At 71.6% G+C, this 13,838-nt stretch carries 13 protein-coding genes; 8 read left to right on the forward strand and 5 right to left on the reverse strand.

Translation table 11 applies throughout. The features are described 5' to 3' along the window. A partial coding sequence (locus EYA84_RS13970; protein WP_131053472.1) for an STAS domain-containing protein occupies window positions 1-385 on the reverse strand: 385 nt, incomplete at its 3' end. 153 nt (window positions 386-538) lie between these two features. Between EYA84_RS13970 and EYA84_RS13975 the strand changes: the two genes are divergently transcribed. From EYA84_RS13975 to htpG, 5 genes are all read left to right on the forward strand, one after another. Then, window positions 539-1,222: a response regulator transcription factor gene (locus tag EYA84_RS13975; RefSeq protein WP_131053473.1), complete on the forward strand. Its 684-nt coding sequence runs from the start codon at window positions 539-541 to the stop codon at window positions 1,220-1,222. Further along, window positions 1,219-2,577, forward strand: a complete 1,359-nt coding sequence (locus tag EYA84_RS13980) for a cell wall metabolism sensor histidine kinase WalK (protein ID WP_131053474.1) — start codon at window positions 1,219-1,221, stop codon at window positions 2,575-2,577. Before EYA84_RS13975 ends, EYA84_RS13980 begins: the two co-directional genes overlap by 4 nt. Beyond that, window positions 2,574-3,149, forward strand: a complete 576-nt coding sequence (locus EYA84_RS13985) for a GerMN domain-containing protein (protein WP_131053475.1) — start codon at window positions 2,574-2,576, stop codon at window positions 3,147-3,149. Before EYA84_RS13980 ends, EYA84_RS13985 begins: the two co-directional genes overlap by 4 nt. Before the next feature lie 124 nt (window positions 3,150-3,273). Next, window positions 3,274-3,540: a GlsB/YeaQ/YmgE family stress response membrane protein gene (locus tag EYA84_RS13990; RefSeq protein ID WP_131053483.1), complete on the forward strand. Its 267-nt coding sequence runs from the start codon at window positions 3,274-3,276 to the stop codon at window positions 3,538-3,540. 121 nt (window positions 3,541-3,661) lie between these two features. Then, window positions 3,662-5,605 (forward strand): molecular chaperone HtpG, encoded by a 1,944-nt coding sequence (htpG, locus tag EYA84_RS13995; protein WP_131053476.1) that lies wholly within the window; start codon window positions 3,662-3,664, stop codon window positions 5,603-5,605. 119 nt (window positions 5,606-5,724) lie between these two features. Here the strand turns inward: htpG and EYA84_RS14000 are convergent, their stop codons facing one another. Next, window positions 5,725-6,717, reverse strand: coding sequence for a MerR family transcriptional regulator (locus tag EYA84_RS14000; RefSeq protein WP_131053477.1), 993 nt, complete (start codon window positions 6,715-6,717; stop codon window positions 5,725-5,727). A 138-nt stretch (window positions 6,718-6,855) separates the two neighbouring features. On the opposite strand from EYA84_RS14000, the gene EYA84_RS14005 reads away from it, so the two are divergent. Further along, window positions 6,856-7,809, forward strand: a complete 954-nt coding sequence (locus tag EYA84_RS14005; protein ID WP_131053478.1) for a diacylglycerol kinase family protein — start codon at window positions 6,856-6,858, stop codon at window positions 7,807-7,809. Here EYA84_RS14005 and EYA84_RS14010 read toward each other — a convergent pair. The 3 genes from EYA84_RS14010 to EYA84_RS14020 all read right to left on the reverse strand — a co-directional run bounded on the left by EYA84_RS14010 (window position 7,742) and on the right by EYA84_RS14020 (window position 9,888). Next, the gene (locus EYA84_RS14010) at window positions 7,742-8,953 is read right to left on the reverse strand and encodes an MFS transporter (protein ID WP_131053484.1); all 1,212 of its coding nucleotides are present in this window, start codon (window positions 8,951-8,953) and stop codon (window positions 7,742-7,744) included. The two genes, EYA84_RS14005 and EYA84_RS14010, sit on opposite strands and share 68 nt — an antisense overlap. Before the next feature lie 78 nt (window positions 8,954-9,031). After that, a complete protein-coding gene (locus EYA84_RS14015) occupies window positions 9,032-9,511 on the reverse strand; it encodes a hypothetical protein (RefSeq protein WP_131053479.1) in 480 nt (159 codons plus the stop codon). Window positions 9,512-9,573: 62 nt separating this feature from the next. Then, a complete protein-coding gene (locus tag EYA84_RS14020) occupies window positions 9,574-9,888 on the reverse strand; it encodes a hypothetical protein (RefSeq protein WP_131053480.1) in 315 nt (104 codons plus the stop codon). Between the two features lie 312 nt (window positions 9,889-10,200). Between EYA84_RS14020 and EYA84_RS14025 the strand changes: the two genes are divergently transcribed. After that, a complete protein-coding gene (locus EYA84_RS14025; RefSeq protein WP_131053481.1) occupies window positions 10,201-10,950 on the forward strand; it encodes a DUF3224 domain-containing protein in 750 nt (249 codons plus the stop codon). 313 nt (window positions 10,951-11,263) lie between these two features. After that, the coding region (locus tag EYA84_RS14030; RefSeq protein WP_131053482.1) for a M14 family metallopeptidase at window positions 11,264-13,838 on the forward strand (2,575 nt) is incomplete at its 3' end.

Genomic DNA, 13,838 nt, shown 5'->3' on the forward strand with positions numbered 1-13,838 from the left:
GCACCACACCGGGTGCGGCCGGTGTGGTGCCGGGCGGTGTCGCGGCGTCGCCGGACGGCTCGGGCGCGGTCCCGGCCGCGCCGTGCACCGGCAGGATCTGGTCCAGCCGGGCGGTCTGCAGGATGCGGGTGATGCGGGGGTTGGGGTTGCGCACCGCCAGTACCCCGCCGAGGCGCACCATCCGTCGGTGCACGTCGAGCAGCAGGCCGATGGCCGCCGCGTCGATGTGCCGGCAGCCGGCCAGGTCGATCACGACCTGCTGGGGCCGGAGGGCCAGCAACTGGTCGAAGACCGCACCGGTCTCCGGAAGGCAGGCCAGGTCGAACTCGGTGATGGACACCTCGACCAGCGGCACCGCGCATTCGGGGCGTCGTGGCGTGGTCACGTCGAGGGCCCCCTTCCTGGTAACCCGAGGTCGGTTCTCACCCTGCCCAGCGGGCTTGGCGGGCAGAGCGCGGACGTATGACAGTTGCGTGACAAAAGCCCCGCAGGTCGGTGGTGGTTGGCCGCCCGGCCAGGGCTTGGGGATGATGCCGGTATGACAGCGGTACTGGTGATCGAGGACGACGACCGGATCCGGTTGGCGTTGCTGCTCGCCCTGGAGGACGAGGGCTACGAGGCCCGGGGCGCGGCCACCGCCGAGGAGGGCCTGCGGACGCAGCGCCGGGACCCGGCCGACTACGTCCTGGTCGACCTGATGCTGCCCGGCATCGACGGCTTCGAGGGCATCCGTCAGCTCCGCCGCGACGACGACGTGCCGATCGTGGTGGTCAGCGCCCGCGACGACACCCACGACATCGTCGCCGCGTTGGAGGCCGGTGCCGACGACTATGTGGTCAAGCCGGTGGCGATCAAGGAGCTGACCGCCCGGCTGCGCGCCCTGCGCCGTCGGGCCCGCACGGTGACCCCGGTGGAGGCGCCGGTGCCGGTGCTCGCCTTCGGCGAGTTGGAGGTCAGCCCGGAGGCGGGGGAGGTGCGCCGGTCCGGTACCCCGGTCGCGGTCACCCGCACCGAGTTCCGGCTGCTCTGCGAACTGGCCGAACACGCCGGGCGGGTGCTCTCCCGCCAGCAGTTGCTCAGCCGGGTGTGGGGCTACGACACCGGCGACGAACGGCTCGTCGACGTGCACGTGGGTCGGCTCCGCCAGAAGATCGAGCGCGATCCGGCCAACCCCCGGCACCTGGTGACGTTGCGCGGGCTCGGCTACAAGCTGCAGAGATGAGACCACGTCTCGGTCTGCGTGCCCGGGTCACCGCCGCGTTCGCCGTCGGTGCGCTGTCGCTGTCCGCCTCGATGGCCCTGGTGTCGTACGAGCTGACCCGCCGGACCCTGCTCGACGAGCGGGAACGCACCGTGCTGCGGGTGGCGTACTACGACGCGGAGGTGGTCCGGGCGGGCCTGGCCACCGACGAGCCGGACGTGGCGGAGGCGCTGCGTGCGCTGGACACCGGCACCAGCCGGCGGGCGGTGCTGTACTTCAACGGCGAGTGGTACGGCCGGCGGGCCGACACCGGCACCACCCCCGCCATCCCGCAACGGTTGCAGGACCTGGTGATGGCCGGTGAGCCGGCCGTGCAGCGGGTCCGCGTCGCCGACCAGCCGGTGGTGCTGGTCGGTGTGCCGTTGTCGGACTCGGCGGCGTTCTACGAGATCGTCTCGCTTCGGGAGCTGGACCAGACGTTCCAGGTGCTCGCGCTGGCGCTCACCGCCGTCGCGATCGTGGTGGCCGGCTCCGGGGCGGCGATCGGGTGGTACGCCACCCGGCACGGGCTGCGCCCACTCACCGCCGTCGCCGACGCCGCCGAACGGATCGCGGCGGGCGACTTCACCACCCGGCTCGCGCCGGACACCGACCCGGACCTGACCCGGCTCTCCACCTCGTTCAACCGGATGGTGGACGAGTTGGCCCGCCGCATCGACCGGGACCGGCGTTTCGCCGCCGACGTCAGCCACGAGCTGCGGTCGCCGTTGCAGACCCTCGCGGCGGCGGCCAGCGTGCTGAGCAAGCGGCGCGAGAACCAGGACGAGCGGACCACCACGGCGGCCCGGCTGGTGGCCGACGAGATCGCCCGCTTCCAGCAGCTCGTCAACGACCTGCTGGACCTGGCCCGCAGCGACCAGCCGACGCACCGGGAACAGGTCGACGTCGGCGCGCTGGCCCGGCAGGCCTGCCGGGACCGGGACCTGCCCGAGTCCATGGTGCACCTCGATCCGGACACCCCGCCGACGTGGCAGGTGGACCGGCGGCGCGTCGCGCAGGTGTTCACCAACCTGCTCGACAACGCCGAGCGGTACGGCGCCGGCCCGGTGGCGGTGCGGTTGTCCCGCGACGGTGACACCGGCGTGGTGGAGGTCGACGACGAGGGACCGGGGGTGCCGATGGAGGATCGAAAGGCGATCTTCGACCGCTTCGTCCGCGGTCGGGCGGCCAACTTCCGGGGCGGCGGCGACGGTACCGGCCTCGGGCTCGCGCTGGTGGCCCAGCACGCCGCCGCGCACGGCGGTGACGCCACGGTCAGCGACCGTCCCGAGGGCGGCGCCCGGTTCCGGATCACACTGCCGGGCAGCCTCGGATGAGGCGTACCGCCGGGCGGATCTCGGCCGCCCTCCTGCTGACCCTGGTCGCCGGGTGCGGGGTGCCCGCCGAGGACCATCCCCGGACGGTGACGCCGCCGCCGGGCCCGTTCCCGTACACCGCGACCGCCGCCCCCACGGCGGCGGAGACCGGGGCCCTCACCGAGCTGCTCTACTTCTCGCGCGACGACCGGCTGGTGCCGGTGACCCGTCGCGCCGACCAGGCGCCCACCCCCGACGAGCAGCTCCGGGACCTGCTGGCCGGGCCGACGCCGGGGGAGCGGGACGACGGCGTCGGCAGCGCGCTGCCCGGGGCGCTGAGCACCGCCGTGGTGCAACTCGTCGGCGGGCAGGCCCGGGTGACGGTGACCCCGGCCGGCGCCGACACCGGCCGCAGCGACGAACTCCTCGCGTACGGGCAGATCGTCAGTACCCTGAGCGCCCGCCCCGACGTGTCGGCGGTGATCTTCCTGGACGGCGACGGCACCCCGCTGCGGGTGCCCCGCGCGGACGGCTCGCTCTCGGCGGATCCCCTCACCTCCGCCGACTACGCGGTGCTCGTCAGCCCTCGATGACAGGAGTTCCACAGCCTCGTGACGGTTGCGTGACAAACACCGCAGACGGCGGGCGGCGGCGTTTGGCCACTACGGCGGGAGGGGCACCACGTCGTCACACCAAAAGCGCGAAGGGACGGCTCTCGTGGAAATCACCGGCTTCTTCATGGCCATCATCATCGGTCTCGTCATCGGCGCGCTCGGCCGGCTCGTGGTGCCGGGCCGGCAGCGGATCCCCATCCTGTTGACGATTCTGATCGGTATCGTGGCCGCGATCCTCGGCACGCTGGTGGCCGGACTGCTGGGCGTGGACGACACCGCCGGCATCGACTGGATCGAGCTGTTCATCCAGGTGGCCTTCGCCGCGGTCGGCGTGTCGATCGTGGCCGGGGTGTACAGCCGCCGACGCTGATCATCCTCCGCTCGTCGGCCCGTCCCGGGTGTTCCCGGGGCGGGCCGACGGCGTTCGGCGGTTCGGGTGACCACCGGACGCACGTACGTCATGACGGCTCGTATCCTTTGTGCGACCCGTCATGCGTACGACCGAGAGAGGACACGGCGTGAACGACCGGACCGAGACCTTGGAGTTTCAGGCCGAGGCGCGTCAACTGCTCCAGTTGATGGTCCACTCGATCTACTCGAACAAGGACGTGTTCCTGCGCGAGTTGATCTCCAACGCCTCGGACGCGCTGGACAAACTGCGCCTGGCGTCGATGGTCGACAAGGACCTCGACGTCGACACCAGTGACCTGCACATCGCCCTCGACGTCGATCGGGACGCCCGCACCCTCACCGTCCGCGACAACGGCATCGGCATGACCCGCGACGAGGTCGTCTCCGTCATCGGGACGATCGCCAAGTCCGGCACCGCCGAGCTGCTGCGCCAGATGCGGGAGAGCAAGGACGCCGGGGCGTCGCAGGACCTGATCGGCCAGTTCGGCGTCGGCTTCTACGCCGCCTTCATGGTCGCCGAGAAGGTCGAGCTGGTCACCCGGCGGGCCGGCGAGAGCGGCGGCACCCGGTGGGAGTCCGACGGCGGTGGCACGTACACCGTCGCGGCGCTCGACGACGCGCCCCAGGGCACCGCGGTGACGCTGCACCTCAAGCCCGTCGACACCGAGGACAACCTGCACGACTACACCGCCGAGTGGACCATCCGCGAGATCGTCAAGCGATACTCCGACTTCATCGCCCACCCGATCCGGACGACCGTCGAGCGGCCCGGGGCGGACGACGCCCCCGCCACCACCGAGACCGTCACGCTCAACTCGATGAAGGCGCTGTGGGCCCGCCCGCGTAACGAGGTCGAGCCGGCCGAGTACCACGAGTTCTACAAGCACGTCGGCCACGACTGGGCGGACCCCCTCGAGACCATCCACATGCGGGGCGAGGGCACCTTCGAGTACGACGCGCTGCTGTTCATCCCGTCGCACGCGCCGCTGGACCTCTTCGCCGCGCAGGGCCGTCGGGGCGTCCAGCTCTATGTCAAGCGCGTCTTCATCATGGACGACTGCGACGCGCTCATGCCCAACTACCTGCGCTTCGTCAAGGGCGTGGTGGACGCGCACGACCTGAGCCTGAACATCTCCCGGGAGATCCTCCAGCAGGACCGCCAGATCCGCGCGGTGCGCCGTCGCCTGGTCAAGAAGGTGCTCTCCACCGTCAAGGACCTCAAGACCGGGCAGCCCGAGCGGTACCGCACCTTCTGGACGGAGTTCGGCGCCGCGGTCAAGGAGGGGCTGGTCGACGACACCGACAACCGGGACACCCTGCTGGAGATCCTCTCGGTCGCGTCCACCAACGACCCGGAGGAGCAGACCGACCTGGCCGGCTACGTGAGCCGGATGAAGGACGGCCAGACCGACATCTACTACGCCACCGGCGAGCACCGGGCCACCATCGAGAACTCCCCGCACATGGAGGCGTTCCGGGCCAAGGGCTACGAGGTCCTGCTGCTCACCGACCCGGTCGACGAGGTCTGGGTGGAGAGGGTCGGCAGCTACGACGGTAGGACGCTGCGTTCGGTCGCCAAGGGCCAGGTCGACCTGGACACCGAGGAGGAGCGCACCGAGGCCGAGGCCGAGCGGGAGCGGCAGCGCACCGAGTACGCCGCACTGCTCGACTGGATGGGCGGGGTGCTGACCGAGTCGGTGAAGGAGGTCCGTCTCTCCTCGCGGCTGACCACCTCACCGGCCTGCGTGGTCGGCGACGCCCAGGACCTCACGCCGACGCTGGAGAAGATGTACCGGGCGATGGGCCACGAGGTGCCGAAGGTCAAGCGCATCCTGGAACTGAACCCGGGCCACCCGCTCGTCTCCGGCCTGCGCAAGGCTCACGAGCAGGGCGACGCCGAGGCGTCCCTGGCCGAGACCGCCGAGCTGCTGTACGGCACCGCCCTGCTCGCCGAGGGCGGCGACCTGGCGGACCCGTCCCGGTTCGCCCGGATCCTCGCCGACCGCCTCGCCCGCACGCTGTAGGTCGGACACGGAACGCGGGCCGCGCCACTCCGGGCGCGTGCCCGCGTTCCCGTCCGTCAGGTCCCGGTCCGTGCGGTGTCGCGCCGCGTGCGGTCGCGAGCGAGATCGTGGCGGGTGGCTCAGCGAGCCGGCGGGACGGACGCGCGCAGCGCCTCGGCCAGCCACTCGTACGGGAACTGCTCCGGCGGTACGTCGTTCACGGCATTGACCAGCGCCATGTACCGGTCGAGCGGTCCCTCCGGGTCCGGCGGCGTGCGGTCCCACTCCGCGCCGGCCAGCATGTGGTCGGCCGTCTGGAGGCGGAACTCGGGCGTGTCCGGCATCCCCGGGCTGTCCGGTGTCGCGAAGATGCCGGTCAGCCACCCCATCCACCGGTCGGCGATCTCCCTGCCCTGCGGTGAGGCCGGCGGCACCCCGTCCCGCGCCGCGTCGATCGCCGCCTGGCCGATCGGCGTGGCCGCCTCCAGGCTGTCCAACATCGGCGACGAGGCCATCAGCGGCCCGGCCCCGGTGGTGCACGCCTCGTGCAGCTCACGACGTACGGCCTGCCGCACCTCCGGGTCGCGGACCATCTCGGCCAGCGCGATCCATGCCTCCAACTGGGCCGGGGTGGGCTGCTCGGGCAGCTCCGGGCGGGCCGCGCGCCACCACGCGACCATCCGCTCCGGCGGCTCCCAGCCGGTGGAGACCTCGGTCCAGAACTCGTCGATCAGCCGGTCGCGCTCCTCGTCCGACATGCCGGCGAGTTTGTGCATCAACGTGACCTGCTCGGCCGTGGAGTCCTGCCGCAGGATGGTCGACAGCACCGCGCGACGGCTCCGCAGCCGTGCCTCCTGCCGTGCCAGCAGGGCCAGGTGGGTGGCGGCCACCTCGCGCAGCGTCGCCTCGCCGACCAGCACGCGCCGGATCTCGTCCAGGCCGGCGCCGAGTTCCCGCAGTGTGCGGACCAGTTCCAGCCGGGCGATCGCCGACACGTCGTACAGGCGGTGGCCGGCGGGAGTGCTGGCGGACGGCGTGACGACACCGGCGTCCGCGTAGTAGCGGACGGCGCTGACACTCAGGCCGGTACGTCGGGCGACATCCCCGATGGCGTAAAGCTCGTTCAGGTCCACGACACCCACTATGCGATCTCAAGCGGCTTGAGACGCAAGTCCGTGCACCACGTGCGGCGGTCCGGCACCGGGACGGGACACGACGGCGGAGAGTCGGGCCAGGCGTGGATTCTCGGGCGGCGGGGTATTGCGCCGGCCATGAGCGCGAGTGTGGTGGTGGACCCGGACCGGCCGCCGGCGCCCGACCTGGCGGTCGGCACGGTGGCGGTGGTGGCGCATCGGAAGAAGACGCTGGGCGGCGGCCTCGACGAGTTGCGCGCCGCGCTGGTCGGCGCGGGAGTGCGGGACCTGCTCTGGTACGAGGTGCCCAAGAGCCGCAAGGCCCCGAAGAAGGTCCGCAAGGCCCTCGACCAGGGTGCCGAGCTGGTCTTCGTCTGGGGCGGCGACGGTATGGTGCAGCGCTGCGCCGATTCCCTCGCCGGCACGCAGACCCCGATGGCCATCCTGCCGGCCGGCACCGCCAATCTCTTCGCCGGCAATCTCGGCATCCCGGAGGACCTGCCGGAGGCGGTACGGATCGGCCTGCACGGTCGACGCTGCCGCCTCGACCTGGGACGGCTCAACGGGGAACACTTCGCGGTGATGGCCGGCGCCGGGTTCGACGGTGACCTGATCCGGGAGGCGGACCGGGACATGAAGGGTCGCCTCGGCCGGCTCGCGTACGTGTGGACGGGCCTGCGTCACGTCCGTGGGGAACTGACCCGGACCCGGATCACCGTCGACGGGGACCTGTGGTTCGAGGGGGACGCGAGCTGCGTGCTGTTCGGCAACGTCGGCACCATCACCGGTGGCATACCCGCCTTCGACGACGCCCGCCCCGACAGCGGCTCGCTGGAGATCGGTGTCTCCACCGCCGGTGGTGCCGTGGACTGGGCGCGCACGCTCGGCAAGATGGCCACCGGCCGGTCCGAGGACTCGAAGTTCGTCCGGATCACCCGTGGTCGCAAGGTCAGGGTCCGCTTCGCCGAGCCGAAGACGTACGAGATGGACGGTGGCGCCCGGTCGCGGACGAAGCGCCTCAAGGTCAGGGCCGTACCCGCCGCACTGACCGTCTGCTGCCCCGACGAGGAGCCGGAGGCCGCGCCACAGTGAGGTGGCGCCGGTGCCACACCCCGGCGGCGGCGACGAGGCAGACGGTGGCGGCGAGAACGAGCGGTGGCCGACCGCCCAGCAGGACGGCGGCGGAGCCGAGCGGGATCGCCGCCGCGATCGGTCCGAACATGATCGTGTTGGCGGTCGCGGCGGCTCGGCCCAGCAGCTCGTCTGGGCTGTGCGTCTGCACGGCGGTGACGGCGGCGACGACAGCCCACGGCAGGCCGGCACCGGCCACCACCGAGGCGGCGACCACCGCCGGCCACCAGGGCAGGCACCGGCCCAGGCAACTCACCGCGAACACTGCCGTGCCGAGGGCGGCCACGGTGGTCGGTCCGAACCGGGCGATAAGCCGACCGGCGACCAACCCGCCAGCGACCGAGCCGAGGCCCTGCGCGCTGAGCAGCACCCCGAGGAACGTCGCGGGCAGGCCCAACTCGTCGGTGACGACGGCGTACCCGGCGGCGGTGGTGAACCCGGACGCGGCGATCGCCACGCCCGCGAGGATCACCGGCAGCCGCGTCAGCGGTGACGCCCACACGACGGCGAGGCCCGCACGGACACCGGTGGGCCGGGACGCGACGGTCCGTGCCGGGTGCCGCAGTCGGAGCAGTGCGTACAGGGCGGCGGCCAGGGCGGGCAGCGCGGCGGCGAGCAACGCGACGAGGTGACCGCCCTGCCACGCGTACAGTCCGGCGCCGGCCAGCGGAGCGACGAGTTTGACACCCTCCTGGGCGCTGGACCGCCAACCGTTGACGTGGCCGAGTTCGTCCGGTGACAGCGCGGCGGGGAGCAGGGCGCTCTCGCTGGCGTCGACCAGCACGTACGCGACGCCGTACACCGTGGAGACGCAGAACAGGAGCCACACCTGACCGGGTCCGCGGACGGCCAGCAGGGTCGGCAGGACGGCGGCCAGGGTCAGGTTGACCCCGATGACGAGCGGCCGTCGGGGCAGCCGGTCGACCAGGGCACCGCACCAGGGGCCGGCGAGGGTGGGGGCGTACACGCAGAGCCCGGCGAGGGCGGCGAGGCTGCTGGACCGGGTCAGGTCGAGGATCCAGATGCCGGAGACCAGGGCCATGGCGCTGCCGCCGCACCCGGAGAGCACAGAGATCGTCACGAACAGGATCGCGTTGCGCCGCACATGCCGCTCCAGGGTTGAGTCGAAGTGACTCACAGCCTCAACCCTTGAGTTGGCCAGAGGCAATATCGCGGAGTTGCGTCAACGATGTGTTGACAGCGCGGCGTCGAGGTGCCGGGCGATGGTGCGTACCGGGCTCGGCAGCCGGTGGCCGGCGCGGTGCAGGTCGGCGGCGACGTGCCCGGCGAGGTCGTACAGCGCGCCGGGTGCGGCCTCCAGCGCCAGTGCCGTGGTGTGTCGGGTCAGTGCGGCCCCGGGGAAACGGCCGTCCCAGCGGCGATCGGTCGCAATCCAGCGCTGCAACCCGCCGAGCAGGGCGCGGAGCGCGGCTACCTCGTGCGGCCAGTGCCGGTCGGACTCGGCTCGCCGCGCCCGGCGGCGGGCGACCAGTCGCTGGCGACGCTGCTCGGCGGCCTGCCGGCTGCCGAGTCCGAGCGCCTCGGCGATCTGCTGCCAGGCCGCGCCGGCCTGCCGGGCGCGGTCGATGAGATCCAGCTCCGCCTCGTCGAGCCGGTCGCGGGCCGCCGGGATGCCGGCGAGGTCACCGAGCGGATCCAGCATGTGTCAACGCTACCTTGACAGTGGTGCGGCGGATCGCTGGCGAGGACGGGCCGAACCGCTGCTCAGGCGGCGGCGGAATCGCGGCGCGCACGCTCCGCAGCCCGGCTCGGCAGTGCCGCCTGCGTCGTCCATCCGCTCTGTCGCGCCGGTGCCGTCTGCCCCGTGCCGCCCTGCGCCAGGACGAGTGCGCGTTGGGCCTGCTGCCACGGCGCACACGGCCACTCCTGGCCGTCGCAGAGCAGGTGCGCGCAGTCGCCGTCCTCGGCCGGTGCGTGCGCGTCGGCGACGTGTAGGGCGAGTCGCCACAGCAGCGGATCTGTGACGGTTTCGGGGCGCTCGTGGGTTGTATCTGGCCGGTCGGTGGTGTATTCGGACACGCGTTGTCCCCCCTCGTTGTCGAGCTCTCCGTTCCTGTTCTCCACTCTGTGCCCAGGTCAAACGCCTGCCCGCAGGTCGGCGGTTGAGGCGAGCGTGGCAGATTCCCGCCACGGGATTATTGACAGTGGTTGCTTGTTGCGTGAAAGTTGTGCGCAATCGTTAACCCTCCACATCCGAGGTGTGACGCTGCGCAATCGGTGACGCGGGCGGCGTCCACTCCGGACGCTCCGTGCTGCCCGCCGCCGGCGAGCCGAGGCGCGGGGCGACGCCCACCCATCACCTCCGCGCGCCGAGAAGGGGCCACGAGCCTCATGTCCGAGTTCCGTACCCGTTCCCCGTGGCGACGCCGGATCGCCGTCTCCTCCGTGTTGGCAGCCGGCGCGGCAGTGCTGCTGGTCAGCCCCGCCGCCGCCATCGTTCCGCAGGCTGCCACCCCGACCGCCAGGACCGCCACCACGATCGACTCGGGCACGTCGGCGGTGCCGCCCGCGTTGCAGTCGCGCTTTGCCGGAGCCGGCGCCACACCCGATCGGTCGGACGCCACGCCGTCGACATCGGAGCGTGCTGCGGCCCGCGACCGCATCGTCCGACCGCTGCCCACCGTCTCGCCGGGCACGCCCGGTGTGTACAAGGTGGTGACCGGTGACATGTATCCGCGCCACTTCGCCTTCGAGCAGGCCGCGGGCACGCCAGCCGGCCATTCGGTGTGGCAGGTCCGGTACGGCATGCAGTACCTGGGCGGACTCGTGGGTGAGACCGAGGACGTCGAGTTCCAGATCCTGGAACCGGCGGGCTACGGCACCATCGACAGTGCCGGCGGCTTCGCGGGCACCCTGGACGGTCTGGAGGGCGGGTTCCTCTTCAAGTCCCACGGCAAGCAGAGCGCCGACGGCACCTTCACGATGCAGTTCGACATCACGCCGGGTACCGGCTACGGCAAGCTCACCGGGGTGACCGGCAGCTTCACGGTGGTGGCGAGCCGCGACCACTGCGGACCGAGCGACACCCCGGAGACGTGCGAGACGTTGGTCTCGTACAGCCTCGGCTACCGCCTTCCGTAACCCGCGAGCCGCGCACGGCGCCGCGTTCGACCCCCGCCACGACGCTGGGGCGGACGCGGCGTCCGTGCTCAGCCCGGATACCGCACGCTGGCTGTCCATGCTTCGGGACGATTGACAGATGACCTTCGTCAGGTGAGAGTGGTCCGCAACCTGATCACTCCTACCTCTCGACGTGTGACACTGCGTAATCGGTGATGCGGGCGGTGTCCATGTCGGACGCACCTGGCCGTGGCTGTCACGGGAGCTGAGGCAGCCGGGACGAGGTGCGAACCCCCACACCCCCACCGCACGCCGAGAAGGGGCCACGAGCCTCATGTCGGAACTCCGTACCCGTTCCCGGTGGCGACGCCGGATACCCTTCTCCGCCGCGTTGGCCGCCGGCACGGCCGTGCTCTTGCTGGTCAGTCCCGCCTCGGCCGTGGTGCCGCAGACCGCCGCGCCGGGCGCCGACACCCCCGCCGACCTCGGCCGACTGGCCGACGAGCAGACCAGCGTGATCGAGGTGGTGGTGGCCGACACCACCGAACTGGACGCGCTGGTGGCCACCGGCGTCGACCTCGACCACCACGTCCACCACACCGCCGACGGCATCGTGGTGCACGCCGTGGTGACCGGCAACGAGGTCGCCACGCTGACCCGAGCCGGCTTCACCTTCGGCAAGGTGCTGCACACCGAAGAGGACGCGCAGGACCGGATCGCCGAGCGGGAGGCGACCATCGCCGCCCACCTGGCCGACAACCGGGAGTTCTCCGGAGCTGCCGTCGCCGCGCGGTCCGCCGCCTCGGATGTCAAGATCATTCGCGCCGACTACTACACCTCGGGCGACACCCAGGTGCTGTCGGTGGAGGCGAAGTGGGCACAGGGACAGACCGCCGCCACCGCGTTGACCGTCGAGCGGGACAGCGGGCCGGGCACCGAGTTCGGCTCCGGCGGCACGCAGAACATCACCCGGTTCGTCGACGCCGGGGTGTACCTCTACCACCGGGGTGCGGCGCAGGTGACCAGCCGACCGGACTACGTACGGATCACCAGCCCGACCGGTGACGTGGCGGTCGCCAAGGTGCACGAGTGGTTGCCCATCCCGGACACCGACCCGGAGGGGCCCGGCTACCAGAAGGACTTCGTCACCAGCTACCTGACCCCCACCGAGCTCTACGACCGGATCAAGGCGATGTCCGCGCAGTACCCGGAGATCTCCGAGATCGTCGAGTTGCCGCACAAGACCAACGGCTACCGGCGCAAGGCACAGGCCGTGCTCGGCACCGCCAACGCCAGCCGCGTCGGCGTCGACTCGCTTGCCTGGGGACACCAGGGCGGCAACGACATCACCGTGGAGCTGGCCAACCCCGGCACCGCGAACGCGTCTTTGACGGTGACCGTCACCGGCAACCAGGTCCGCGTCGGCCTCGCCACGGACGCCGCCGGCACGGTCACCAGCACCGCCGCCGAGGTGGCCGCCGCGCTCAACGCCCAGGCGGGCACGCTGGTCAGCGCGTACACGTATCGCGGCAATGCGGGCACGGGCGTGGTGGCGCCGACCGCGCCGACCGCGCTCTCCGACGGCCTGTCCGCGCCGACGACGGTCTCCCGCGACCCCCACACGGTGTACGCCATCCGCATCGGCAAGCACCGCGACGGCTCCAGGATGGGTGTGCTCGCCTACGCGCAGGAACACGCGCGGGAGTGGGTGCCCCCGCTGGTGACCATCGAGACCGCCGAGCGCCTGCTGCGCAACTACGCGCACGACGCGAACACCCGCGAGCTGGTCGACAACCTCGACATCTGGATCGCGCCGTCGATCAACCCGGACGGCGGGCACTACTCGTTCTACGACTTCAACTCGCAGCGCAAGAACATGACCAACCACTGCACGCCGGAGACCTCCGGGGACTTCCTCGGCCGGACGTCCTGGGGTGTGGACAACAACCGCAACTACACCGAGTACAGCCTCTTCGACGGCTACTCGGGCGCGTCGACGAGCTGCACCAGCGGCACGTACGCCGGGCCCGACGAGCTGTCCGAGCCGGAGAGCCGCAACGTCGACTGGCTGGCCTCCCGACCGAACGTCAAGTTCTCGATGAACCTGCACTCCTCGGGCAACTACTTCATGTGGTCGCCCGGCTCGTACGCCACCCCGGGCCGGGTCTCCGCCCCGCGGCCGACCCTGGCCGAGGAGTCGCTGTTCTGGGGCGCGTCGTCGCGGATCCTGACCGCCATCAAGCGGCACCGCAACCTGGCGGTCACCCCGGCCCGCACCGGCCCGATCGCCGACGTGCTCTACTCGGCGGCCGGCAACTCCGGTGACATGCTCTGGTACAAGTACGGCATCTACGCCTGGAACTTCGAGGTCGGCACCTCCTTCCAGCCGACCTGGACCTCGGCCCGCGAGGAGACGATGGAGTTCTCCAACGGCCTGGTCGAGATGCTGCGGGTCGCCCGTGACCTGGACACCGACGAGTCGGCGCCGACCAGCTCCGTCGAGGTGGCCACCAGTGCCACCGAGGGCTCGGTCGACGTCACGTTCTCCACCAGCGAACCGGCGGCGGTGTTCTACACCCTCGACGGCAGCCGGCCCACGTTCGAGTCCACGCTCTACGGCTCGGGGGGCATCCGGGAGGGCGGCGAGACGCTGACCGTTCCGGTCGGCACCACCGTGCACTGGTTCTCGGTGGACGCGGCGGGCAACGTGGAGCGCGGCTACCAGCCCGACGGTCAGGACGACAACTACAACCGCAAGCGGCTGACCGACCCGAACGCCGCACCCGAGGTGCCGGTGACGGTCACCGTGCAGACGCGGTGTGTGGCGGGGAAGGCGTACGTGGCGGTGCAGGCGCGTAACGACCACGACGCTGCGGTGGACGTGGTGCTGGAGAGTGCGTACGGGCAGC

It is taken from the genome of Verrucosispora sp. SN26_14.1 (assembly GCF_004307965.1).
Lineage (GTDB): Bacteria > Actinomycetota > Actinomycetes > Mycobacteriales > Micromonosporaceae > Micromonospora.